Consider the following 25,210-nt stretch of genomic DNA (forward strand, 5'->3'; position numbering starts at 1 on the left):
ATATAAGATTATTTAACCACCCATTAAAACCTATATCTTACAAAAGCCTCCATGGCAGCATATTCGGCCATACCAAGTTTATCATAATTCAGTGCAGTTTCGCGGTTACGATCCTCGGCCCGGACCCAGAACTCCCGTTCATCATCACCGGGGAACACCGGGCGATCCTTTTGAGACTGATGCTTAAAGATAGCGTTGCGCTTGCGCAACACCTCAGCCGGAGAAAGCGGCACGGCCATCTCGATCTCATGAGTAGCAAACTCATGCCATGCCCCGCGGTAAAGCCACAGCCAGCAATCCTTCACCCAGTCCTCGGATTCCTTCAGGCGGTTCAGCGCCGCCAGGATAATGTTAAAACACACCAGGTGCGTCCCGTTCGGATCCGCGAAATCACCCGCGGCAAACACCTGATGAGGCCTCACCCTCTGCAGCAGCTCCATGGTGATGGCAATATCCTCCTCGCCCACCGTATTTTTTTTAGTTTTTCCCGTTTCATAAAAAGGCAAAGCCTGGAAATGAATATTGCTGTCCGGTACCCCCGCATAGCGGGCACCCGCAATAGCCTCCGTCTTACGGATAAAACCCTTCACATCCCTGATCTCGCGGGTATCGATCTGGTTAGGCAGCTTCGCCTCAATAAAAGTACGCATGTCCTCATAGATCCCCCTCAGCCTAGCCGTATCCTCCCCCACGCTTTCCTTAAAGTCAATAGCGAACTCCACATAACGTAATACATCATCATCCCATACAGCCGTGTTCCCCGAGGTCTGATAAGCCACATGCACTTCATGTCCCTGATCAACCAGGCGGATAAACGTACCCCCCATAGAGATCACATCATCATCCGGATGCGGAGAGAAGACGATAGACCGCTTGCGTGCCGGTTCGGCCCTTTCCGGACGCTGACTGTCATCGGCCCCCGGCTTACCCCCCGGCCAGCCCGTAATGGTATGCTGCACCTGGTTAAAGATATCGATATTGATCTGGTAGACCGGGCCCTTCTCCACGGCCAGCTGGGCCATGCCATGACTGTTGTAATCCTCCTCGGTCAGCTTCAGGATAGGCTTGCCCACCGTACACGAAAGCCAGATCACCGCTTTTTTAATTAACATATTATCCCACACACAATCCTTCACCAGCCATGGAGTATCAAAACGCGTCAGCTCAGAAGCCGCCCCCTCATCCAGCACAAACTCCACATGATCCGAAAGCTGCAGGTAAGTAGCCGGCACCTCCCCGGAGAGTTCCCCTTCCACCGCCTTGCGGATGATCGGCGCCTTTTTACGGCTCCAGGCCATCAGGATGATCTCGCGGGCCTTAAAGATGGTACCGATACCCATGGTGATAGCCTTGACCGGCACATTCTGCTTACCGCCGAAATCGCGGGAAGCATCCCTGCGGGTCAGGTCATCCAGGGTCACCAGCCGGGTACCCGAGTTAGGAGCCGAGCCCGGTTCATTGAACCCGATGTGCCCGGTACGTCCTATCCCCAGGAGCTGCAGGTCCAGCCCGCCCAGCTCCTCGATCTGTTTTTCATAAGCCAGGCAAAAGGGAGCCACGGCATCCGGAGCAAGGGTACCGTCAGGGATATGGATGTTAGCCCTGCTGATATCAATATGCGCAAACAGATGCTCATTCATGAAAGTAACATAGCTTTGAGCCGCTTCCGGCAGCATGGGATAATATTCATCCAGGTTAAAGGTGATCACATTAGCAAAGGACAGACCTTCCTCCCGGTGCAGGCGTACCAGTTCGGCATAAACCTGAATGGGGGTAACCCCGGTAGCCAGTCCTAAAACAGCAGGCTTACCCAAAGCCTGTTTCTCCCTGATCAGCTTTGCTATCCTTGCAGCCACGGCCAGCGAGGCGCTGCGCTGATCGGGATACACCGTTACCGGCAGCTTCTCATATCTTGTCGATTCCAGTAAGTTTAATCTCGCCATAGCATGTTAATGTGTTGTAGGTTTTTGGAATATCTATTGGTTAGAAACAAATATATCAGATATTTATATACAGGGCATTTTAATTTAAATTTGCCCGGCCCTCTATAAACAGGTAAATTACACACATGGCTCAACTAAACCAAAATTTACAAAAACTATTTGCGATTGCCCAAAAGCCGGAGAAGATGGGGATTGGTTTAATGTCGGGAACGTCGTTGGATGGCTTAGATATCGCTTTATGTAGTTTTAGTGGAAGCGGAACCGAAACGAAAGTCGAGCTAAAGCAGTTCATAACTATCCCTTATACTAATACTTTTAAGAAAGAAGTGCAATCGGTGTTTGCGAAAAAACAGGTGGACCTGGGAAAACTATGTTTGCTGAATGCTTATATCGGCACTTTTTATGGTGAATTAGTATTGCAGGCTTTATCAAAATGGCAGGTATATGCCGCGAATATTGATTTTATAGCGAGTCATGGTCAAACAATTTATCATGCGCCCAAGCATTCGCATCAATTGGCACAGTACGGAAATGCTACACTGCAAATTGGTGATGGAGATCATATAGCAATAAAAACGGGTATACTTACCATAAGCGACTTTAGGCAAAAGCACGTTGCCGCCGGAGGCGAAGGCGCTCCTTTAGCGTTATATGGGGATGTATTATTAGGAAGCAAAGCTGGGGAAAATCGTATTTTATTGAATATAGGCGGAATTGCAAACCTCACTTATTTACCTGCAGATTGGAATACCAACTCAATAATATCTACAGATGTTGGCCCCGGAAACACTTTAATTGATGCAGCCTGCAGGCAATATTTTAATAAACCTTATGATAAAGACGCTAAGATCGCTTATTCAGGCGTGGTAAATGAGGGATTAATGGACGCCCTTTTGCATCATCCTTTTTTTAATGAGAATTTACCAAAAACAACCGGTCCGGAGCTTTTTAATCTGACGTTTGTTGGTGATGCTCAGCAAGCATCGCGCACATTAAATATTAATAAAGCTGATTTGATAGCCACGCTAAGTGCATTTACTGTGAAGGCTATAGCCCGTTTTGTCAGTATTAACTTTAACGTATCTGGTTTAAGAATTTTTGTAAGCGGCGGCGGCGCGCATAATCCTTTTGTGATGGAGCAGCTGGCCTTACAGTTACCCACGGCGGCAGTTTCAGATACGTATAAACTGGGAATAGATCCGGATGCAAAAGAAGCAATGCTCTTTGCCCTTTTGGGTAACGAGGCTCTTTGTGGCGAGCCTATGGCTATTGGGAACAATCCAGCTGTTTTAATGGGTAAGTTCAGCTTTCCGCTATAATATTTTTGTTTGTATATTCGAACCAAATTTCCATAACATGAACGCATATAGTTTTTTTTTATATTTTCATTCAGGCTTCAGATATATTGTATTGATCCTGGTATTGCTCGCAATATTCCAATCATTCGCTGGCTGGTTAAGCAAAAAACAATATACAAACGGTAACAGAAAAATTAATCTGTTTGCCATGATATCGGCTCATACCCAACTTTTATTAGGTATAATATTATACTTTTTAAGCCCGTTTGTGCAATTCACCAGCACTACTATGAAACAAACTGACACAAGATACTGGACAGTTGAGCATGCCGCCATGATGATATTTGCCATTATACTTATTACAGTTGGGCATAGCCGGTCAAAAAAAATAATTTTACCTGAGGGTAAACACCGTGCAATCGCCATATTTTACTCACTGGCCTTATTAGTAATTGTTTTGGCTATAGTTCAAAGTCAACGACCATTCTTTGGGGTTAGCCATTAAAAACTTCATAAAAAATTTGTCAATTCAAATTTCTTTATATTTTTGCTCAAATATCATGATCAAAAACAACCATAACACCAATTGGTGGCACCAAATAATTTTGGTAGCCGGATAGTTTTTGATATGTATACTAATCAAATGTAAACCTATATTTGAAACCCGGCGAACGCTCAATTCGCCGGGTTTTTTGTTTTAACACTCCTGATATAAAAAATGAAGAAATATAAAATTATAACTACACATAAAAAGCTGCTTGCCGATACTACAACACCGGTGAGTATTTACCTTCGCCTGCGCGATGTTTTTCCGAATTCATTACTGCTGGAAAGTTCAGACTACCATAGCAGGGAAAATAGTATGAGTTATGTTTGCTGTGCTCCTTTTAGCGGTATTATATTAAATGACGATCGGTTAGTAAAAAAATTACCGGATGGTACCGAAGACGTAAGCGAACCGGGAACCTTTGAACTCACCGAAGAGCTAAACAAGTTTTTAGATTTTTTTGAGGCTGATGATACGGCATCAAAGATCATATCAAATGGCCTGTTCGGTTATTTTACACATGAAGCAGTTGAACATTTTGAAACCATCAGACTAAAGAATAATATAGATAATCTCAGAAAAATACCCGTAATGCAATATCATATCTACAGCTATATTATAGCAATAGATCATTTTAAAAATGAGTTGCATCTGTTTCATAACCAAGTTGAAGGCGTACACCAAACCAATGGTTTGGAGAAAATGGAATACCTGATCAAAAACAAAAATTTTCCGGAGTATAGTTTTCAAAGTAACGATGAAGAACAGTCCAATTTAACCAACGAGGAATTTATCGCCATAGTTGAAAAGATGAAGCAGCACATTTTTCGTGGTGATGTTTTCCAGATAGTTCCGTCAAGAGCCTTTTCGCGTCAATTTTTAGGAGATGAATTTAATGTTTATCGTGCTTTACGTTCCATCAATCCATCTCCCTATTTGTTTTATTTCGATTACGGAGATTTCAGGATATTCGGTTCTTCGCCTGAGGCTCAGATCACTATAAAAAACAATGTGGCCAGTATATTTCCCATTGCGGGTACATTTAAAAGGAGTGGCGACGATGAAAAGGATGCCGAGATTGCACGCAACCTCGAAAATGATCCAAAGGAATCGGCAGAGCATGTTATGCTGGTTGATTTAGCACGAAACGATTTAAGCAGGCATTGTGAGCAGGTGGAAGTTAAAGCCTTTAAAGAGGTGCAGTATTACTCCCATCTCATTCACCTGGTATCGCATGTGAGTGGCAAATTGCGCCCCGGGGTTTCTTCATTTAAAATAGTAGCGGATACATACCCGGCAGGAACACTTAGTGGTGCCCCCAAATACCGTGCAATGGAAATAATAGATGAGAATGAAAAAAGCAAACGTAGCTTTTATAGCGGAGCTATTGGTTATTTAGGTTTTAACGGAGATTTTAACCACGCTATTATGATACGGTCCTTTCTGAGTAAAAATAATACCCTCCATTATCAGGCAGGAGCGGGCATAGTTTCTGGCTCAGTTGCGGAAAACGAGCTAAAGGAGGTAGATAATAAAATAGCCGCATTGAGAAACGCCATTGATTTGGCCGAATCACTTTAACATATATAAAACTCCCTGATAAATTGGGGATACATACAATGAATAACAAAATATTAATAATAGATAATTACGATTCGTTCACCTATAATCTGGTGCATTTGGTTAATGAGATTGGTCTGGAATGTGAAGTTTGGCGCAACGATCGTTTTAACATTGATGATGTGTGTGCGTTTCAGCATATCATATTATCGCCCGGCCCGGGAATACCATCGGAAGCTGGCTTGCTGCTTAATGTGATTGAAAAATACGCGCCAACAAAAAGTATTTTTGGCGTATGCCTTGGCCAGCAGGCTATTGCCGAGGTATTTGGTGGTAAGCTGTATAATTTAAGTCAGCCGATGCATGGTATTGCCACACCAATAAAAGTTACAGATGGTAACGAAAGATTATTTAAAGGACTACCCAATAATTTTAAGGTAGGTCGTTATCACTCCTGGGTAGTTGAGAAAAATTTGCCTGAAGAGCTTACCGTTACCGCAATTGATGAGGCTGATAATTCTGTTATGGCATTAAGCCATACGCGATATAATGTACGAGGTGTACAATTTCACCCGGAATCGGTGTTGACGGAGTATGGAAAAGAAATGATGCAAAACTGGTTAAGTGAATAAAGCTAAATCCGATTATTAAGTAGAATTGATAAATGAATATACTGGATAAAATTGTCGCTCATAAAAGAAAGGAAGTAGAGCAGGATAAAAGGGAAAGATCTGTTGCCGAATTGGAGAGATCGGATTTTTTTCAAAGGCAAACCCATTCTTTCAGAGAGTTTTTGCTTGCGCCTGACCGAACAGGTATCATAGCTGAATTTAAACGACGATCACCCTCAAAGGGAATTATAAACGACGCAGTATTGGTTAAAAACGTTACTAAAGCCTACGCCGAAGCAGGAGCATCAGCTTTGTCTGTTTTAACTGATAGTAATTTCTTCATGGGTGATAGAGGGGATTTGTTAGAAGCTCGCGGGGCGAATGATATCCCTGTATTACGTAAGGATTTCATGATAGATGAGTATCAGATAATAGAAGCAAAATCGCTGGGAGCAGATATTGTTTTATTGATTGCTGCTATACTTAGTCCGACAGAGATAAAAAAAATGGCAGCATTAGCCAAGGCGCTGGGTTTAAATGTATTACTGGAAGTGCACAACCTGGAAGAACTAAAACGAAGTTTAGATGTTAATTTAGATGCTATTGGCGTTAACAACAGGAACCTGAATGATTTTACGGTATCAGTAGAAACGTCCTATCAATTAGGAGAATATATTCCTCCGGAATTTCTAAAAATATCAGAAAGCGCGATAAGTAATACAGACACGATTAAACAATTAAAAAAAGCAGGGTTCAACGGTTTTTTAATAGGTGAAAACTTTATGAAGCAACCGGAGCCCGGCCAGGCAATGAAAGATTTTGTAAAAAAGCTAAATGCCTAACCATAAATATAAAAAGACAACAGCAACGCAAGTTTTGTAACTTTGCATTACTGCGAATTAACATCTATGAAACAAAAATTTTATGATACTGCTGTGAAGCAGGAAAAAGTTGTGCTGGTTGGAGTGATCACTCCAAATGAAACAGAAGCACAAGAAAAAGAATATTTAGAAGAGCTTGAATTTTTGGTAGCTACTGCCGGCGGCAATACTGTGCAGAGCTTTACCCAAAAGCTACAGCGCCCGGAGCGAGCCACATTTGTAGGAACAGGGAAGCTGGAAGAGATCAGAGAATATGTTACAGCCGAAGAAATAGATATAGTAGTGTTTGATGATGAGTTGTCGCCATCGCAATTACGTAATATTGAACGTGAGTTACAGGTTAAGATATTGGACCGAAGTAACCTTATCCTGGACATTTTTGCGGGCAGGGCGCAAACCGCCCAAGCTAAAACACAAGTAGAGCTGGCGCAATTACAGTACCTTTTGCCACGACTTACCCGTTTATGGACTCACTTAGAGCGGCAAAAGGGAGGTATTGGCATGCGTGGGCCAGGTGAATCGCAGATTGAGACTGACAGGCGATTGATCCTGAATAAGATATCGCTCTTAAAAGAACGCTTGAAACTTATTGACCGGCAAAATGAAACCCAGCGAAAAAACAGACAACAACTTATACGTGTGGCACTGGTAGGTTATACCAACGTAGGCAAATCTACCATCATGAATATGTTGTCAAAATCGGATGTATTTGCTGAGAATAAACTATTTGCAACACTTGATACTACGGTGCGTAAAGTAGTAATTGAGAATGTACCTTTCCTGTTGTCAGATACGGTTGGGTTTATACGAAAACTCCCTCACCATTTGGTAGAATGTTTTAAATCTACATTAGATGAAGTACGGGAGGCCGATATACTTATTCACGTTGTGGATATATCAAATCCGACATTTGAGGATCAGATACGGACGGTTAATGAAACCTTAAAAGAACTTGGCGCAATAGATAAAAAGATCATTACTGTATTTAATAAAATAGATGCGTTTAATCCCGACGATCATAATATTGATGTAAAAGAGGAACCTTTAAGAATGAATGATTTTAAACATAGCTGGATGGCAAAGAACAATAGCCCCGCTATATTTATTTCAGCTACTGAAAAAGAGAATATAGAGGAATTTCGAACAATGTTATATGAGTATGTAAAGGCTATTCATACAGAGAGATATCCATACGATAACTTATTATATTAGTATAAAAATTTGTGAACAAAGGCTGGGTATAACCGATGGCCTTTTTCACAAGTTTTTTATTTATGCGTTTTCTTCCCATATCATACTTAAATGAAGTATGGTTTCAACAGCCTTTTGCATGTCCTGAACGGACACCCATTCCTGTTTTCCGTGAAAGGCATGTTCCCCTGCAAAAATATTAGGAGTTGGCAGGCCCATAAATGATAAACGGGACCCATCGGTACCTCCGCGAATACTACAAAGCTTGGCCTCCATGCCTGTACGGTGTATAGCTTCCAAGCCGTAATCAACTATTTGGGGGTGTTGAGCCAAAACACTTTTCATGTTGCGGTACTGTGGTTGTATGTCAAGTGAAAAGGTAGAATCCGGATATTCTTTTAATATTTCCTTCGCGATCTTATCAATAACGGCCGCATGGCTTTTTAGTACATCATCTTCAAAATCCCGGATAATAAAATCGACGGTCGCTTTTTCCACATGTCCTTCCATATTTACCGGATGGATAAAACCCTGCATTCCGGACGTGCCCTCCGGTGAAAGTTCAAGAGGCAATGCGGCTATTATTTGTCCGGCAATTTTTATAGCACTTTGCATTTTTCCTTTCGCAAAGCCCGGATGAGCACTAATGCCATTTATAGTGAGCCTGGCTCCGTCGGCAGAAAAAGTTTCATTTTCCATATTACCCGCACTTTCGCCATCAATAGTATAACAGGCAAAAGCAGCTATTTTATTAATGTCAACTTTATCAACCCCGCGACCAATCTCCTCATCAGGAGTAAACAATATTTTAATAGTCCCATGTTTTATTTCCGGGTGCTTCATTAAATGGTGGCAGGCATCCATTATTTCCGCTAAACCTGCCTTATTATCAGCGCCTAAAAGTGTAGTACCTGATGCAGTAATCACATCATTAATTATTTGATTTTTAAGATCCGGATGATCTTTCATTCTTAAAACCTGAGTGGTATCATCAGGTAGTACAATATCTTCACCGGTATAATTTTTATGTATAATCGGCTTTACGCTTTCTCCGCTGCAATCCGGTGAAGTGTCCATGTGTGAGCAGAAGCAGATCACAGGTACATTTTCCTTTTTGGAATTTCCCGCAATAGTAGCATATACATATCCGAAATCATCCAAATGAGCATCTTCAATACCCATTTCCAGCAGCTCCGCAACAAGTAACCTGCCTAAGTTTTTTTGCTTTTCAGTAGATGGGCAAGTGTGCGAAGACGGATCGGACTGCGTATCAATAGTCACATATCGTAGAAATCTTTCTGTTACGGTAAAACTTAAAATCGACTTAAAATCCATATAAAACCTATATTAGTAAAATTATTATAACAAGCCTTTAAAAGGGTAGAAAAGCAAAAATTGTAAAAATTCATAACATAAATTATGTTGAAAAAGTACATTTTAATTATAGTAATATTAATTACTACTTATAAGGTAGAAGCGCAAGGCTATAATTTCAACGATTTTGGTATAGGTGTTGAGGCAAGTAGGGTAAAATCATTTGCGGACCTAAAAAACGCATATGAGAACAATGCTTACAGCGTTAGTTTAATATTTAACTATAGCCCGTATGTGCCTGTTGCACTTGAATTTCAATCCGGAAAACTTACAGGCGGGGGTAATACAATAGAAGAGGATGCCGCAACACGCAGGTATTCAAATAAATATAAAGCAGCCATTTTACACTTTGATATACAATTAGGAGAACTTATGGATTACTCAGGCGGGGGAATTGCAAATATATTCAAGCATTTTTATTTTGGAAGTGGTATTGGGGGTATCTATAACAATGTTGATGCAAACCGTGTAAGTATGCTTGACCCGAATTATAAATTTCCGGGTGATGATAAGAGTGTTAATTTAATGATACCATTTCGTGTAGGATATGAAATTAAGATATATGATTATAACGATTTCCCAAGATTTGGTATTGACATTGGATACCGGCATAACATAACTTTCGGCGAAGGATTAGATGGTTATACTGATCCATCTTCTAAATTTAAAAATAATGCTCCTGATCAATACCGTCAAATAAGCATAGGGTTAAAATACAATTTTGGAACAGAATCATCATATTATAAATCTATAAGATCTTTTTAAATTGAATATTGAAGAATTACGTGAATATTGCCTGACCAAACCTGCAGTTACCGAAGATTTCCCTTTTGGCGAAGACACATTGGTTTTTAAAGTCAAGGGTAAAATGTTTTTGCTCGCGGGATTAGAGGATGGCCAACACTTTAATGCGAAGTGCGATCCGGAAGTTGCGGTAGAGCTAAGAGAAAGATATGCTGAAATAAAACCCGGATATCATATGAATAAAGCACATTGGAATACAGTTTTTATGGCCGGTACCTTAACGCGTAAACAACTTTGCGGAATGATAGATGATTCTTACACACTCGTATTTAAAAGTTTGCCTAAAAAAATACAGGCAGAAGTAACAGGATCAAAATAATTACCAGTTAATACTCGTCACTTCTATATTTGTCTTTGAATTTTATGAAAAAGTGCCTCACTCTCCTTTTATTAGCCTGTTTTTTTTTAAAGGCAAGTGCACAATTAACACCGTTTGAATTAAGCAAGGATAAAAATTATACAGCTTCCTATGCCGAAGTGATTGCTTATTACCAAAACCTGGCTAAAAATTACCCGCAAATGCGGTTGATAAATTACGGCACTACAGATATAGGCAAGCCCTTAACATTGGTGGTGCTATCCCGAGATAAGGTTTTTGATCCGGCGCTGATAAAAAAGCAAGACAAAAGAGTGCTGCTGATAAATAATGGCATACATCCTGGTGAGCCTGAAGGAATAGATGCAAGTATGATGTTGGTGCGCGATATGCTCAAAAAAAATGAGTTACCTAAAAATGTGGTGCTTTGTTTTATAGCGCTGTATAATATAGATGGAAGTTTAAATCGCGGAGTGTCTCGCGCTAATCAGAACGGGCCGAGGGCATATGGTTTCAGAGGCAACTATCGCAATCTTGACCTTAACCGTGATTTCATTAAATCCGACAGCAAGAATGCTTTAGCCTTTGCACAAATAATGAATACCTGGCAGCCCGAAGTGATGCTGGACAATCATACCAGCGATGGTGCCGATTATCAATATGTAATGACGTTGATAGAAACTCAAAAAGACAAGCAAAATCCATTACTCGCCGAATACACAACCACCACACTCACCCCAGACCTTTACACCGGAATGAAAAAGGATGGATTTGAAATGATACCTTATGGTGCCGGAGAAAGTGGGCTGCCGGATTCAGGAATTGTAAGTTTTATGGAACCCCCCCGCTACTCGACCGGATATGCCGCCCAGCATAATATTATCAGTTATATGACGGAGACACATATGCTGAAGCCATTTGATAAAAGAGTGCATGCCACCTATGATTTCATGCAAAACCTGATAAGTATTTGTGAACGCGACGCCCAAATATTAGGTTGCTTAAAAAAGCAGGTTGATAAAGAGGTTAGCCAGCAAAAAACCTTTGATTTGGGTTGGAAGTTAAACCGGAACAAGGTTGATACTATCACCTTTAAAGGATATGCCGCTGAATATAAGCCAAGCGATGTGAGTGGGTTAAAAAGATTGTATTACGATAGGAATAAACCTTATACAAAAACAGTTAAATTTTACAATACATATAGTGCAACTGCATCAGTTGATAAACCCGTAGCGTATATAATACCACAAGCCTGGCATAAGGTTATCGAACTTTTCGAGTTAAATAAAGTGATTATGCACAGGTTAGCTCATGATACCACCCTTGATATTCAAATGTATTACATCGGCGACTATAGCACACTTTCAAAACCATTTGAAGGGCATTATGTGCATAGCAATGTACAGATAAGCCCGATTGATCAAAATGTTAAATTTTATGAAGGAGATTATGTAGTGTACGTTGATCAACCGATTAACCGTTATATAGTGGAAACTTTAGAACCGCAAGGTGTTGACTCTTTTTTTGCCTGGAACTTTTTTGATTCGGTATTGGGACAAAAGGAATATTTTTCGAACTATGTTTTTGAAGATGTTGCAGCTAAGTTGCTCAAAACAGATCCGGAGCTAAAAAAGAAGTTGGACGATGAAAGAGCGAAAAATCCGCAATTGGCAAAAAGCGCTAATGCCCAGCTAAATTTTATTTATAAAAATTCGCCATATTTTGAAAAAACCTATCTGCGTTATCCTGTAGGCAGATTACTTACCAATACTAAACTCGACCTGAATTGATAGAATATTTGTTAGTAGCACCTGTAGCTTCCGTAATATTTGTGATAACTGTTATCACAACGCTAATGGCCTTTTACAACGAGGACCTTTACGCCAAATTGATACTTAACCCTTATGACGTTTCTCGCGGCAAACGTGTTTATTCGGTGATTACCAGCGGCCTGATTCATAAAGACTGGAATCATTTTTTCTTTAATATGTTGTCCTATTACTTCTTTGCATTCCAACTGGAAACAGTGTTAGGGCATTGGCAATTCGCTTTGTTATATATTTTAAGTTTGATACTGAGTGATCTGCCTTCGATACAAAAGCATAAAGAGGATATTTGGTATAACAGTCTCGGAGCTTCCGGGGCAATAAGCGCGGTGGTATTCAGTGCTATATTATATTTTCCTCTAAGCCAAATGGGTATTATATTTCTGCCTATACGCATACCGGCATATATCTTCGGTATTTTATATCTGGTGTATTGCAGTTACGCGTCAAAACACGCAAGAGATAACATTAACCACGATGCCCACTTGTTTGGTGCGCTTAGTGGCATAATTATCACTATTGCACTTAATCCGCATGTGTTAGGTAATTTTATAGAACAGCTTAGCGGGGCAATTCAATCGTTGCTGCATTAATAGTGTCTCCTTTGTCGTCAAATAAAAAGCTCATAGGTTTTTCAGGATCTTTTATTATCTCAAATAATGAGAAACCCCAGTTTTTCCAAAAGCTTTCTAAGACCTGTCCGTAGGTTTTATTTACCCAATTGTCGAACAACGGTTTACTGCTCATGCCACGTAAAGGCATTGATTCTATATAAATTTCGTCGGCAACAGGCAATATGTTATATTCAGGTAGTCTGTTAAACAGGTAGTTAGAGTAAAACACCCTGCCTGAAAATTCCTCGAATTGTATAGGGTGAAGTGTTTCACTTTTTGTTTTTTCAAATATATCACGGTGATACATCTCGTTGGCACCGTTATCTTGCAGGCAAATAACCAACCCAAAATCATTTATGCGCAATGCGAAAGTAAGCGTATTGATCTCATCACGATAGCCAAATTCGGTTTTATTATTATCCACTCTAAATAAAAATAAACTAAAGGGTCTGAAATCTTCAAAAGATATGGGCTTTATGAGGCTTTGCAGCATTAAATGCAAATGACTGAATTTATGGATCAGCGATTGTGAAATGTTAAACTCTTCGCCCTGTGTATGTTGCAATTTAATGCCGGATTGCAATTCGTTAAAAAGTATACCATAAAGCAGCTTACCCGCCCATAAAAATATACTCGTTTCATCAAGCGATTTAACCGCCTCATATCCTGTGTTAAAAGCGTCCGCTATTTTTTTTTCCAACGGCTCCAAATGCACTTCATTTATAACCGCCGAACAGGGTGCTTTTAAATCTTTATAAGTGGCAATACTTTCATCAAGCAGCTTAAAGGGTTTATCTTCTAACCCATACATGCTCATTAGCCATTGTGGAAAAACCTGTATTTTTTCTTCTTCACTGTTTAATTGTTCTCCGCTCAAAAAGCATTTACTATTGCTGAAATTAAAGCTGCTGAAAGGGTGATAAATTTGTACCGACATGACTGCAAAGATAATCAGGATTTTAAATGTAAAGTTTTAGCTTTGATATTTGACATGCAGCTTACTTATCAACACGTCGATCTTCTGTTAAAGCACCCCTTCACCATCGCTAAATTTTCACGCACATCAACACCAATTATGCTGGTGAAAATAGCTTATGAGGGGCAAACAGGTTATGGCGAAGCATCAATGGTGCCTTATATGGGAGAAAGCCATAAAAGTGCCGCGGAGTTTTTAAACAAAATTGATCTTACTCAATTTAGATATCCGTTTGTTTTTGAAAGCATTATTAATTACCTCGATAATATTGCACCCGGTAACCCTGCAATAAAGGCCGCGGTTGACATAGCTCTCCACGACCTGGACGGTAAACTGAAACAGCAGCCTTGCTGGAAGTTGTTGGGCAGCGATCCTGCGAAGATGCCTGTAACCAGTTTAACCATTGGTATGGATACCCAAGATGTAGTTCTACAAAAAGTAAAGGAAGCCGAGGGTGTAAAAGTTATAAAAGTAAAGCTTGGCAGGGATACAGATAAAGAATTGATACAAACTATACGATCGGTAACCAATGTGCCTTTATATGTTGATGCAAACCAGGGTTGGACGGATCGTAATAAAAGTATGGATATGGTATATTGGTTAAAAGAACAGGGCGTTGTATTAATTGAACAGCCCATGCCTAAAGCCCGTATAGATGATAATGCATGGATAACTGAGCATAGTCCGGTACCCATCATTGGTGACGAAGCCGTTCAGCGCTTACCCGATGTTTCAAAAGCCCGGGGTGTTTATCATGGCATTAACATAAAGCTGATGAAATCGGCAGGAATGTACGAGGCCCGTCAAATGATCTTAAAAGCCCGCGAGTTAAATTTAAAAATATTGATAGGCTGCATGAGCGAAACCAGTTGTGCCACCCTGGCGGCCGCCGCGCTTGCCCCGCAGTGTGACTGGGCCGATCTGGACGGGCCGCTTTTAACCATCAATAATCCTTACAGATCACCATTATTTGAGCAAGGTAAATGGATATTAAATAACGAACCCGGATTGGGGCTAATTTTATAATGTATTCCTAACATAAGAACAGAAATGAGAGTGAAGATAACAGATAAGTTTTAGTGAAGATGTATCGGGCGGTTGGTAGGTGGGCTTTGAAAAGATCAATTAGGAATTGAGTCTAAATATCAAACAGTTTTAACTGATCCGGTGTTTTGCCCTTCGGTGCTGTGTTGTTAAAGTTAGATACGGTAACACCTAATAACCTTATTCTGGAGTTTTCAATACCGGTACTTTCTAGAAGCTGTTTAGCGATATTCAAAATAAAATCTTTGTTATTGGTGCATTCGGTAAATGAAAGGCTACGCGTTATTTGTTTAAAGTCGCTGTATTTAACTTTCAAAGTCACAGTTCTGCATTTTAGCTGGTATTTTAATAATCGATCATATACAATTTGAGTTATTTTTTCAAGTGCTGTATGCATCTCTTCAATGGTTGTAAGATCGTAGGCAAAAGTATCCTCTGCTCCCATTGATTTTGTTTCGCGGTGCGGTTGTACTTCTCTGTTATCAATCCCCCTTACTATTCGGTAATAGAAGTGACCGGCTTTCCCAAAATGAGATATCAGTTGTTCTTCTGTAAGTTGTTTTATATCGGCACCGGTAAATAGTCCCATTTTTTTCATTTTACCTGCTGTTACCTTGCCAACACCGTGAAATTTATCAACAGGCAATCGCTCAATAAATTTTTCTACAGATGACGGGCCGATGAAGGTAAGCCCGTCAGGCTTTTTAATGTCCGAGGCTATCTTAGCTACAAATTTATTGACGGATACGCCTGCAGATGCTGTAAGTTGTAACTCGTCTTTTATAGCTTGTTTTATTTGCTCTGCAATATCAATAGCCGAGCCTATACTTAGTTTGTCTACAGTAACATCAAGATAGGCCTCATCTAATGATAAAGGTTCAATAATATCTGTGTATCGGCTAAATATCTCGCGTATTTTTTTTGATACCTCCTTATATACCGCAAACCGGGGGCGTACAAAAATAGCATGCGGGCACAACTGCAGAGCTTGCTTTGATGGCATGGCCGATCGTATACCGAACTTTCGGGCCTCATAGCTTGCAGTAGCAACAACACCCCCACGGCCCTGGGGTAGACCGCCAACAACTAAAGGTTTTTCGCGATACTCAGGATAATCACGCTGTTCTACAGATGCGTAAAAAGCGTCCATATCGATATGGATTATTTTACGACGGACTGGTGTTTCCTTTTCTTCCACTGGTTTTATGATAACAAATATTAAGCTATTTATTTAAATTATCTTTGCTTAAAACAAATTCTGTTAACACAATATATAACGATATGTCATCCCACCACATTGTACGAGAAAAACAAGAACCCGCTTTGCTTATACTTGGGATGGATGCCTTTGAAGATGAATTGTTAGGTCAGCTTTTGGAGTGGAGCCCAACAGTAATTACTACATCGCTTACCGCAGAAAAAATTAATGCTTACGGCATAAAGATCGATCTATTGATAACCGACACCATGAATGACGATCTGCAATCTGATATCAAACTTATTGAAAGTGGCACAGATACGCCGGTTGAGGCAGCATTAAAATATTTAGTGGAGACAACCTATCCGGCGGTTAACGTTGTAACTAATGATTTTCAATTAAAAGATTTTCTGCTGTTTGCCGATAAAATAAATCTTGTTGTTTTTTGTGGCGATAAAAAAATCTATCCCATAAATTCCGGGTTTAGTAAATGGAAGCCCGCGAATGAATTTATAGAATTATTATTCGTTCCGGTGGGTTTCCAAACAAGTGGATTACGACATGAGAGCGATAATATTTATAGAACAACACACGACGGCTTTTTTACAATTCAGTTTAATCAGCCGGTATTATTTATAGCGGAATACCTTTAAATGACCCTTTTATGATAGGTCAACAATCCACGGCTTGCTTTTTGTTAAAAATAATTAAACCCTGATTAAACCGTTTAAAGGTTTATTAGTCTATATATTATACGCGTTTTTAAAAGGAACGCTTAATTATAATCTATAATCATGAATATCAAATATAAAAACTTATTAAGTGTGGCTTTCAGCGGGTTATTATGCCTGTTCTTAGCCTCCACGGCCACAGCACAACGTGGCGCTCGCCCTTCAGGTGGCAGATCATCGGGTGGTGGTAGTATTAGCCATTCATCAGGCGGCGGCGGTAGCTTTAGCAGACCCGCTCGCCCTTCAGGTGGCAGTTTTAACCGGCCATCAAATTCTACATTTAATCGCCCGTCCACGAGCAATAGGGCTGTTACACCATCACGTACTCCATCTCCAAGTGTAGCAACACGTACACGCCCTAATTCTATATACAATAATAATTCAAGGGGCAGGATAAATAATAGCTCGCCCAATCGCAGCTATAACAATGATGCTCGTGTGCGCACAAGTTACGGACGAAACGTTTACAGAAACAGTAATGGTCGTATAATAGTTCGTCATAACAACTACGGTCGTGGCGTTTATCGCGGAACGTATGGACGTAATTATTACAGGCCTTATTATTTTAATCGCGGTTATTATCATTATCGCGGGTATTATAATTCTTATTATTTACCTCGTATAGGTTTTAGTCTTAATGTTTTACCATATGGTTATTATCCATTCTATTACGGGGGATATCCATATTACTATAGTGGAGGACTGTATTATCGCTATTATGATAATCAATATACTGTGGTTGAACCACCTATTGGTGCAGAGATAACCTCTTTACCGGATGGTGCGGAACCGATTACTATAAATGGTGAGCAATATTATGAGTTGAACGGTGTTTACTATCGTCCGTATACTAAAGATGATGGTACCCTTACCTACGAGATAGCAGGTAAAGACGGGGAACTAAATACCGGTGATGGGTCTGATGATGGTTATTATCAGCCATTTCAGATGGGTGAAATAGTAAAAGATTTGCCTGAAGACAGTCGAAAGATTACAGTAAATGGTGAAAAACTTTATGTTGCTCCTGATGGCACTTATTTCCAGGAGATTCGAGATGATGATAATAATAAAGTTTACAAAGTGGTAGGCTTATCTACAGATGAAGCATACTCCGATAATTAATACCATTTAAATCAACATAAAAAAGGTGGATACGTCACGTATCCACCTTTTTTTATTTATAGCTGCCTAAATAGGTAAACATGATATTATCGCGGCCGAAGTTACTGCGTATATAAAAAACTATTAAGGCTGGTAAATCTGATATTTAGAAAAACATTTAATAGTGGTTTGTTATTGATTAATAATAAACATTAATTATTTACTACTATGGAAAATCATGATCACAGCGCATTAATCAATAAGTTGATGGAGTGTGTAGCTGCATGTGAGCATTGTGCTACTGCTTGTTTACAAGAAGATAATGTAAAAGATATGGCACAATGTGTTAAGCTTGACCGCGACTGTGCCGATGTATGTTCACAAGCGGCCAGGTTATTACAGCGCGAATCGGAGATCGCTCATCAGTATTTATTGCTTTGCGAAGAAATATGCCGTATGTGCAGCGAAGAGTGCGGTAAGCATGAACATGATCATTGTAAAAAATGTGCGGAAGCATGCAACACATGTGCAGAAGCTTGTCATGCCCATCATCAGCCAATTACGCAGGATTAATGAAAGCGCTTATACTGAATTGCACCTTGAAGCCATCGCCGGCAGTTTCTAATACAGAAGCTTTAGCAAAAGAAGTTATTGCAGAACTTGAATTGTTAAAAGTTCAAACTACTTTAATACGAGTAGCAGACCATAATGTAATAACCGGAATTAAGTCTGACTTGGGCGAAGGTGATGGATGGCCTGCAATATTAAAACAACTTTTAGCCGCTGATATACTTATAATGGCCACTCCAACCTGGATGGGAACATTATCCAGCATGGCTATGCGTGTTTTAGAAAGAATTAACGGACTTTATACCGCCAAAGACAATAAGGGCCGCCCGGTAACCTATAACAAAGTTGCCGGTTTTGTTGTAACAGGAGATGAAGATGGAGCGCGCCATGTAGTTACTGAAATGGCTGCAGCATTAATGGATGTAGGTTTTACCATTGCTCCGCAATGCTATACATATTGGAATAATGGTCCTGGTCCTGGTAACTCTTATCTTGAATCAAATTATCGTAAAGAGTGGTCTTCTGAAACCGGAAAAGTAGCAGCGGCAAATGTGGTAGCGGTGGCAAAAGCGTTAAAAAACACACCCATACCAGGAGAGGAGTGATACCTCATTCTGTTATTCTTTGTCTAACTGTAGTAGCTCCATGCGATTGCCGAAAGGGTCAATAAAGGCAAAACGAATACGCCCGGGAATAACAGGTTCCTCAACAATCTCCACACCATTGGCTATAAGGTATTTTTTAGCCGATATGATATCTGCTATTTGCAATGCCGTATGACGTATGGTACGTCTCGATTTCGGCTCAACGCCGATATGCAATTCCGCATCGCCTATTTTAAACCAATAACCTTCTGACGAAAAAAGATGATCGGGCCTTTCAATTTGTTTAAGTCCGATTATCTCTGTATAAAACCATTTTGCTTCTTCTAATTTCTTGGCAGGCACACAAATATGAAAATGATCGACACGTTTAAATTCTATCATAAGAGTTATTCGTCTTCAGCAAAAGTTAGTACATAATTGTTATTATCTGCTATTGAAAACTCTGTTGCGCCATAAAATGTTTTTTCCAGTCCCTTTAATACTTTAACGTGATCTTTAATACTCTCAAAATAGGTGGTGATATTATCCAGTTTTATATAGAGCAAGAGCGATCCGCCATTATTGCGGTTTATTTCAGGAAGCTCGTCCCCAAGGCTGTTAAATGTCTGAAACATCATAGTAACACCTCCTTTCATCATCATTGCCCAAACCAAATCGCTTCCTGTATCGGGCACTGTCATCACCAGATCAAAGCCTAACAACTTATAAAAGTTAATGGTTTCGTTAATATCCTTAACGAAAATATTGGGTGAGAGACTTTCCATGTTTATTAAATTAATGGTAAATAAGAATATAAAAGTAAAACATTTATACTTTTAACTCCAATTAATCATCAGAATTATAAAGCAAACAATGGGACAATTAATAAACGATTTTGAAGCTTATCGTACTAAAATGAACGATAGGATAATGGAAACTGCGAATACCAATATTAAACGCTTTTTTGCATTAGATACCACCACCTACGCTGAGGGTGCTTTGGATGTAAAAACAAAAGAGATGCTGGGGCTTGTTGCGTCAATGGTTTTACGGTGCGATGATTGTATAAAATATCATTTAGGCAAATGCCACGAAGCTGGTGTAAGACATGATGAAATGAATGAGGTTTTTATGATTGCCAACTTAGTTGGAGGCTCAATAGTAATACCCCATTACCGTCGAGCTGTAGAGTATTGGGATGAACTTTCAGCAGATATTTAATTAAGATTAATGGATGATCATTTATCTATAGGCGATTATGTGGAGGGGTTATTCCCTCAGTTTGAGCCGGCTCTGAAACAATTTATAAAAGATAATGGCAAGGTGAAGAAATTTACTGCCGGTGAGCAAATTATGCAAACAGGGCAGTACATGAAAGCTACTATAATTATTGCAGAAGGGCGTGTAAAATTATACCGGGAAGGAAACGATGGCGAGGAGTTTTTTATGTATTATCTGCAAGGCGGAAATGCATGTGCATTATCTATGATATGTGCTACAAAACAGGAGACAAGCCAGGTAATGGCTAAAGCAGTTGATGATACTACGGTATTAATGATACCCATTGGTTTAATGGATGACATGATGAAACAATATAAAACATGGTATTATTTTGTACTGGAAACGTATCGTAGTCGTTTCGAAGAATTGTTAACTGTTATTGATCACGTTGCGTTTAAGGCAATGGACGAAAGGCTGTACTTTTATTTGCAAAAGCAATACAGAGAGTTAAAAAGCACTGAAATAAAGATCTCTCATGCCGAAATTGCTTCTGATCTTAATTCATCGCGTGAAGTTATATCCCGTTTATTAAAAAAAATGGAACAGCGCGGTGATGTTGTTTTGCATCGTAATTTTATTGAATGGTTAAAATTTTAATCATGTGACAAAAGTCACTGTGCAGCTATCTTGAATCCGCCATTTTTGTACAAACGTAAAAAATGGAAATATTAGCGTATTTTGCATCGGCTCTTATCGGTATCTCTCTTGGGTTAATAGGCGGCGGAGGTTCTATCCTTACCGTGCCGGTATTAGTTTACTTATTTGCGATAGATCCGGTTTTGTCCACTTCGTATTCTCTTTTTATTGTTGGCTCAACCAGCTTAGTGGGGGCAATTAACAATTATCATAAAGGACTTGTAAGTATTAAAACAGCATTGTTGTTTGGTTTATCGTCAATAACTACTGTTTTTTTGATCAGGAAATTTGTTATTCCTGCTATTCCGGAAAAACTATTTTCTATTAGTGATTTTACGTTAAAGAAAGGAATAGTTACCATGGTGCTTTTTGCATTTCTGATGATAGCCGCTGCAGTTGCTATGATAAAGAATGGGAAAATTGAAAAGGAAGCGACACCTGTAATTAAAAAATTAAATATTATTAAGTTACTGGCCTTAGGCGTTGCAATTGGTATAGCAACCGGAATGTTAGGAGCGGGTGGTGGCTTTTTACTTATACCTACTTTGGTGTTGCTTATTGGTTTGCCCATGAAAGAAGCCGTTGGGACATCATTACTTATTATTGCACTTAATTCGCTTATAGGTTTCACGGGCGACATAGGGCATTTTACTATCGACTGGAAGTTTTTACTTATTGTTACCGCCATAGCTATTGTTGGTATTTTTATAGGCGGATTATTAAATAAAAAAATAAACGGAAATAAATTAAAAAAGGGGTTTGGCTGGTTTGTACTTATTATGGGTACATATATTATTGTTAAAGAAGTATTTATAAAGTGAAGCAGTAATTAACTTCAGGCAAACAAATTGATATTAAGGTGACTTTAGTCACTGGTTTTACCATTTTATAACCTGAAATTTGTAACATCATATTAAATAAGGGAATTATGATTATTGAACAGATTTATACCGGATGCTTGGCACAGGGTGCTTACTATATACAATCAGAAAATGAAGTAGCTATAATTGATCCGTTACGCGAGGTACATCCATATATAAAAAAGGCTGAGGCGGCAGGAGCCACTATAAAATATATTTTTGAAACGCATTTTCATGCCGATTTTGTATCTGGTCATTTAGACCTGGCTAAGCAAACAGGCGCACCTATCGTATTCGGTCCTGAAGCGCGTCCGGACTTTAATGCTTATATAGCTAAAGATAACGAAGAGTTTAAACTTGGCAAGGTAACCATAAAGGTTTTACATACTCCGGGTCATACTATGGAGTCAACTTGTTATTTATTATCTGATGAGAACGGCAAAGAAAAAGCGCTTTTTTCGGGGGATACATTGTTTATAGGAGATGTAGGGCGTCCTGATCTTGCCCAGAAAGCGGCGCATATGACACAGGATCAGCTTGCCGGAACACTTTTTGAATCATTACGAGATAAAATTATGCCTTTGCCCGATGATGTTATTGTTTATCCGGCACATGGAGCAGGTTCTGCATGTGGTAAAAGCATGAGTAAGGAAACAACTGATACTTTAGGCAATCAAAAAAAATATAATTATGCGCTTAGAGCTAACATGACCAAAGCAGAGTTTGTAGCCGAAGTAACCCGTGGCTTACTGCCACCGCCAGCTTACTTCCCTATGAATGTAAAAATGAATAAAGAAGGTTATGAAAGCATTGATACGGTAATAAAGCAAGGCACGCGAGCATTATCTCCGGAAGCCTTTGAATTAGCCGCTAATGAAACTGGAGCTATAATACTTGATACACGCAACCCTCAGGTATTTAGCGAAGCATTTATACCCAACTCCGTTAATATTGGTATTGATGGCGGTTTTGCTCCATGGGTTGGGGCTTTGATACCGGATATCAAACAATTCATACTAATAGTTGCCGATGAAGGCCGTGAAGAGGAAGTAGTGACGCGTCTTGCGCGTGTTGGATATGATAATACGATTGGATATTTAAAAGGCGGAATTGATGCCTGGAAAACAAGCGGATATGATACAGACCATATTGAGTCAATACCGGCAGATGATCTTTCTGATGAGATCGACAAAAATAATTCTCTACATATATTAGATGTGCGAAAGCCAGGTGAGTTTGATGCTGAACATGTTATTAATGCCGAGAATATGCCATTGGATTATATTAACGACCAAATGGCGGCATTAAATAAAAATGACACCTATTATATTCATTGTGCAAGCGGTTATCGTTCCATGATCTTCTGTTCAATACTCAAGTCTCGCGGTTATGATAACATAGTTAATATAGATGGGGGATTTAAAGCGCTTAAAAAGTCCGGAAAGTTTAATATCAGCCCTTACGTTTGCCCAAGTACGTTATCCTGATCCTATTCAAATAAACAGCACTTTAATTATGCTCGAATTAATAAAACAACCCTGGCCATGGTATGTATCAGGAGCGGCAATTGCCGGAGTTATGATATGGCTTTTATATTATGGAAAATCATTTGGTTTTTCATCCAATCTCCGCACAATTTGTACCATCGCCGGTGCTGGTAAAAGGCATGCCTTTTTTAATTTCGACTGGAAAACGCAACGCTGGAATCTGTTGTTTTTATTAGGGTCCGTATTAGGAGGATTTATTTCTTTATTGTTTTTAAAAAGCAATGAGCCTTTGCAGTTATCAACCACTACTATTGCCGACCTGAAATTCTTAAATATTCCTTTTGATGGACAATTAAACCCATCTGCTATTTTTAATTGGGAATATGCGCTTAGCATTAAGGGGTTTTCTGTGTTAATAGGCGCAGGAATATTAGTTGGTTTTGGTTCAAGATATGCCGGGGGGTGTACGTCAGGACACGCCATAAGCGGATTGTCTAATTTGCAGATGCCTTCTCTTTGGGCAGTAATAGGTTTTTTTGGCGGAGGGCTTATAATGACACATTTTTTAATGCCGTTAATTTTTTAACATAATGAAAGGAATACGTTTTATTATAGCGGGGATAGTGTTCGGTATTATTATGGTAAAATCCGAAGCAGCGTCATGGTATCGAATTCAAGAGATGTTTCGTTTTCAGTCGTTTCACATGTATGGAATAATCGGCACAGCTGTATCGCTTGGCGCTATTGCTGTATTGCTGATAAAAAAAATCAAGGTAAGGGATTCAAACGGCGAACGAATAGTATTTACAGATAAAGATAAAGGATGGAAACGTTACCTTTTAGGGGGTGCAATATTTGGATTGGGTTGGGCCTTAGCGGGTGCTTGCCCGGGGCCAATGTTTGTAAATTTAGGGTATGGTTATTTAACCATGATAATTGTTATAGCCGGAGCATTAATAGGTACTTATTTATATGGCGTTATAAAAGCATATCTTCCGCATTAAGTTTTTAACTATTTTTAATTTCCATCAAAACAACGGGCAATATTCAACATAATTTTACCTCATATCAGTGATAAAAAGATTTCTTTTATTGTTGTTAACACCCACGCTGTGTTTCAGTCAATCCCGAAATGAATTTTGGGGCAAATTAAATATCAAACACACAATCGAAAAAAAATGGTCTGTTAATTTAGATGTTCAATATCGCTCACAGCAGAACCCATATAATAACAACGATAATCTTTTTAGTAATTATTTAACTGGCGCCGCACGGTTAACCGTTAATTATCAATTTAAAAATGAATGGCAGTTAGTTATAATCCCCATAGCTTGGTTCAACAGTAGCGAAATAAAAAATAGTGAGAGCGACCATAGTAATGCAGACGAGATTAGAACAGGCGGCGGTTTTATAAAAGGGTTTAAGATTGGAAATGTTATTAATAAAAACCGGTTTTTAGTTGAATGGAGATCTTTGAATTATAATATTCCTCAAAACTATTTACAGCAACGATTCAGACTGCAAAACAATTTCAAATTTACCTTAGGTACTTCACCTCAAAAAACCTACGAATTTAATTATTTACTGGGGAATGAATTTATGGTTAAACATCAACACAAATCGTTTTCTGTAGATCAGAACAGGATATTAAATTCCTTACAATTAGCGTGGAATAAAAACGATATAAATTTAGGTTACCAATTAACTATACAAAACGGTAGAACCGGCAATATTAACCGCAATCAATTACTTTTAACCTATGGTATAGATTTGTAAA

28 protein-coding genes are annotated in these 25,210 nt (G+C 39.3%); 22 read left to right on the forward strand and 6 right to left on the reverse strand.

Going from position 1 to position 25,210, the window contains the following annotated elements:
• Nucleotides 1-23: 23 nt before the first annotated feature.
• Entirely contained in the window at nt 24-1,943 is a 1,920-nt protein-coding gene (locus I5M19_RS12610) for a glucosamine-6-phosphate deaminase (RefSeq protein WP_200066686.1), read from the reverse strand.
• 125 nt (nt 1,944-2,068) lie between these two features.
• On the opposite strand from I5M19_RS12610, the gene I5M19_RS12615 reads away from it, so the two are divergent.
• The 6 genes from I5M19_RS12615 (at nt 2,069) to hflX (ending at nt 8,052) form a co-directional block, all read left to right on the forward strand.
• The gene (locus I5M19_RS12615; protein ID WP_200066687.1) at nt 2,069-3,262 is read left to right on the forward strand and encodes an anhydro-N-acetylmuramic acid kinase; all 1,194 of its coding nucleotides are present in this window, start codon (nt 2,069-2,071) and stop codon (nt 3,260-3,262) included.
• Between the two features lie 37 nt (nt 3,263-3,299).
• Nucleotides 3,300-3,746 carry a cytochrome B gene (locus tag I5M19_RS12620; protein WP_200066688.1) on the forward strand — a complete coding sequence of 149 codons (447 nt, stop codon included), beginning with the start codon at nt 3,300-3,302 and terminating at the stop codon, nt 3,744-3,746.
• A gap of 213 nt (nt 3,747-3,959) precedes the next feature.
• Nucleotides 3,960-5,369, forward strand: coding sequence for an anthranilate synthase component I family protein (locus I5M19_RS12625; RefSeq protein WP_200066689.1), 1,410 nt, complete (start codon nt 3,960-3,962; stop codon nt 5,367-5,369).
• A gap of 38 nt (nt 5,370-5,407) precedes the next feature.
• A complete protein-coding gene (locus I5M19_RS12630) occupies nt 5,408-5,980 on the forward strand; it encodes an anthranilate synthase component II (protein ID WP_200066690.1) in 573 nt (190 codons plus the stop codon).
• A 32-nt stretch (nt 5,981-6,012) separates the two neighbouring features.
• Nucleotides 6,013-6,801: an indole-3-glycerol phosphate synthase TrpC gene (trpC, locus tag I5M19_RS12635; protein WP_200066691.1), complete on the forward strand. Its 789-nt coding sequence runs from the start codon at nt 6,013-6,015 to the stop codon at nt 6,799-6,801.
• A gap of 66 nt (nt 6,802-6,867) precedes the next feature.
• Complete coding sequence (gene hflX, locus I5M19_RS12640) at nt 6,868-8,052, forward strand: GTPase HflX (protein WP_200066692.1); 1,185 nt, start codon at nt 6,868-6,870, stop codon at nt 8,050-8,052.
• Nucleotides 8,053-8,112: 60 nt separating this feature from the next.
• Here hflX and pepT read toward each other — a convergent pair whose 3' ends face one another.
• Nucleotides 8,113-9,366 carry a peptidase T gene (gene pepT, locus I5M19_RS12645; RefSeq protein ID WP_200066693.1) on the reverse strand — a complete coding sequence of 418 codons (1,254 nt, stop codon included), beginning with the start codon at nt 9,364-9,366 and terminating at the stop codon, nt 8,113-8,115.
• An 84-nt stretch (nt 9,367-9,450) separates the two neighbouring features.
• Between pepT and I5M19_RS12650 the strand changes: the two genes are divergently transcribed.
• The 4 genes from I5M19_RS12650 to I5M19_RS12665 are packed head-to-tail and all read left to right on the forward strand — an operon-like array spanning nt 9,451 to nt 12,944.
• On the forward strand, nt 9,451-10,170 hold the full coding sequence (locus tag I5M19_RS12650; protein ID WP_200066694.1) for a hypothetical protein: 720 nt from the start codon (nt 9,451-9,453) through the stop codon (nt 10,168-10,170).
• A gap of 1 nt (nt 10,171) precedes the next feature.
• A complete protein-coding gene (locus tag I5M19_RS12655; RefSeq protein WP_200066695.1) occupies nt 10,172-10,528 on the forward strand; it encodes an MmcQ/YjbR family DNA-binding protein in 357 nt (118 codons plus the stop codon).
• 44 nt (nt 10,529-10,572) lie between these two features.
• Nucleotides 10,573-12,315, forward strand: a complete 1,743-nt coding sequence (locus I5M19_RS12660) for a M14 family zinc carboxypeptidase (protein WP_200066696.1) — start codon at nt 10,573-10,575, stop codon at nt 12,313-12,315.
• Entirely contained in the window at nt 12,312-12,944 is a 633-nt protein-coding gene (locus tag I5M19_RS12665) for a rhomboid family intramembrane serine protease (protein WP_235985837.1), read from the forward strand. Before I5M19_RS12660 ends, I5M19_RS12665 begins: the two co-directional genes overlap by 4 nt.
• Here I5M19_RS12665 and I5M19_RS12670 read toward each other — a convergent pair.
• Nucleotides 12,913-13,902 (reverse strand): hypothetical protein, encoded by a 990-nt coding sequence (locus I5M19_RS12670; protein ID WP_200066698.1) that lies wholly within the window; start codon nt 13,900-13,902, stop codon nt 12,913-12,915. The genes I5M19_RS12665 and I5M19_RS12670 overlap by 32 nt on opposite strands.
• A gap of 54 nt (nt 13,903-13,956) precedes the next feature.
• On the opposite strand from I5M19_RS12670, the gene I5M19_RS12675 reads away from it, so the two are divergent.
• Complete coding sequence (locus tag I5M19_RS12675) at nt 13,957-14,967, forward strand: dipeptide epimerase (RefSeq protein ID WP_200066699.1); 1,011 nt, start codon at nt 13,957-13,959, stop codon at nt 14,965-14,967.
• 112 nt (nt 14,968-15,079) lie between these two features.
• Here I5M19_RS12675 and dinB read toward each other — a convergent pair whose 3' ends face one another.
• Complete coding sequence (dinB, locus tag I5M19_RS12680; RefSeq protein WP_200066700.1) at nt 15,080-16,183, reverse strand: DNA polymerase IV; 1,104 nt, start codon at nt 16,181-16,183, stop codon at nt 15,080-15,082.
• An 83-nt stretch (nt 16,184-16,266) separates the two neighbouring features.
• Between dinB and I5M19_RS12685 the strand changes: the two genes are divergently transcribed.
• The 4 genes from I5M19_RS12685 (at nt 16,267) to I5M19_RS12700 (ending at nt 19,190) form a co-directional block, all read left to right on the forward strand.
• The gene (locus I5M19_RS12685) at nt 16,267-16,836 is read left to right on the forward strand and encodes a thiamine pyrophosphokinase (RefSeq protein WP_200066701.1); all 570 of its coding nucleotides are present in this window, start codon (nt 16,267-16,269) and stop codon (nt 16,834-16,836) included.
• A 141-nt stretch (nt 16,837-16,977) separates the two neighbouring features.
• Nucleotides 16,978-18,036 (forward strand): DUF6515 family protein, encoded by a 1,059-nt coding sequence (locus I5M19_RS12690; protein ID WP_200066702.1) that lies wholly within the window; start codon nt 16,978-16,980, stop codon nt 18,034-18,036.
• 207 nt (nt 18,037-18,243) lie between these two features.
• On the forward strand, nt 18,244-18,588 hold the full coding sequence (locus tag I5M19_RS12695; RefSeq protein ID WP_200066703.1) for a four-helix bundle copper-binding protein: 345 nt from the start codon (nt 18,244-18,246) through the stop codon (nt 18,586-18,588).
• Nucleotides 18,588-19,190, forward strand: a complete 603-nt coding sequence (locus I5M19_RS12700; protein ID WP_200066704.1) for a flavodoxin family protein — start codon at nt 18,588-18,590, stop codon at nt 19,188-19,190. Before I5M19_RS12695 ends, I5M19_RS12700 begins: the two co-directional genes overlap by 1 nt.
• A 12-nt stretch (nt 19,191-19,202) precedes the next feature.
• Here I5M19_RS12700 and I5M19_RS12705 read toward each other — a convergent pair whose 3' ends face one another.
• Both I5M19_RS12705 and I5M19_RS12710 read right to left on the reverse strand, forming a co-directional pair.
• Complete coding sequence (locus tag I5M19_RS12705; protein WP_200066705.1) at nt 19,203-19,571, reverse strand: VOC family protein; 369 nt, start codon at nt 19,569-19,571, stop codon at nt 19,203-19,205.
• Nucleotides 19,572-19,576: 5 nt separating this feature from the next.
• Nucleotides 19,577-19,954, reverse strand: a complete 378-nt coding sequence (locus I5M19_RS12710; protein ID WP_200066706.1) for a VOC family protein — start codon at nt 19,952-19,954, stop codon at nt 19,577-19,579.
• An 88-nt stretch (nt 19,955-20,042) separates the two neighbouring features.
• On the opposite strand from I5M19_RS12710, the gene I5M19_RS12715 reads away from it, so the two are divergent.
• From I5M19_RS12715 to I5M19_RS12745, 7 genes are all read left to right on the forward strand, one after another.
• Complete coding sequence (locus I5M19_RS12715; RefSeq protein ID WP_200066707.1) at nt 20,043-20,390, forward strand: carboxymuconolactone decarboxylase family protein; 348 nt, start codon at nt 20,043-20,045, stop codon at nt 20,388-20,390.
• 9 nt (nt 20,391-20,399) lie between these two features.
• Nucleotides 20,400-21,047, forward strand: coding sequence for a Crp/Fnr family transcriptional regulator (locus I5M19_RS12720; protein ID WP_200066708.1), 648 nt, complete (start codon nt 20,400-20,402; stop codon nt 21,045-21,047).
• Nucleotides 21,048-21,109: 62 nt separating this feature from the next.
• Nucleotides 21,110-21,907, forward strand: coding sequence for a sulfite exporter TauE/SafE family protein (locus tag I5M19_RS12725; protein ID WP_200066709.1), 798 nt, complete (start codon nt 21,110-21,112; stop codon nt 21,905-21,907).
• Between the two features lie 107 nt (nt 21,908-22,014).
• Nucleotides 22,015-23,433 carry an MBL fold metallo-hydrolase gene (locus tag I5M19_RS12730; protein ID WP_200066710.1) on the forward strand — a complete coding sequence of 473 codons (1,419 nt, stop codon included), beginning with the start codon at nt 22,015-22,017 and terminating at the stop codon, nt 23,431-23,433.
• Between the two features lie 28 nt (nt 23,434-23,461).
• Complete coding sequence (locus I5M19_RS12735; RefSeq protein ID WP_235985838.1) at nt 23,462-24,019, forward strand: YeeE/YedE family protein; 558 nt, start codon at nt 23,462-23,464, stop codon at nt 24,017-24,019.
• 4 nt (nt 24,020-24,023) lie between these two features.
• Nucleotides 24,024-24,437 (forward strand): DUF6691 family protein, encoded by a 414-nt coding sequence (locus tag I5M19_RS12740; protein ID WP_200066712.1) that lies wholly within the window; start codon nt 24,024-24,026, stop codon nt 24,435-24,437.
• 67 nt (nt 24,438-24,504) lie between these two features.
• Nucleotides 24,505-25,209, forward strand: a complete 705-nt coding sequence (locus I5M19_RS12745) for a DUF2490 domain-containing protein (protein WP_200066713.1) — start codon at nt 24,505-24,507, stop codon at nt 25,207-25,209.
• The last annotated feature ends 1 nt before the right edge of the window (nt 25,210 follow it).

The organism is Mucilaginibacter segetis (assembly GCF_016522075.1).
Lineage (GTDB): Bacteria > Bacteroidota > Bacteroidia > Sphingobacteriales > Sphingobacteriaceae > Mucilaginibacter > Mucilaginibacter segetis.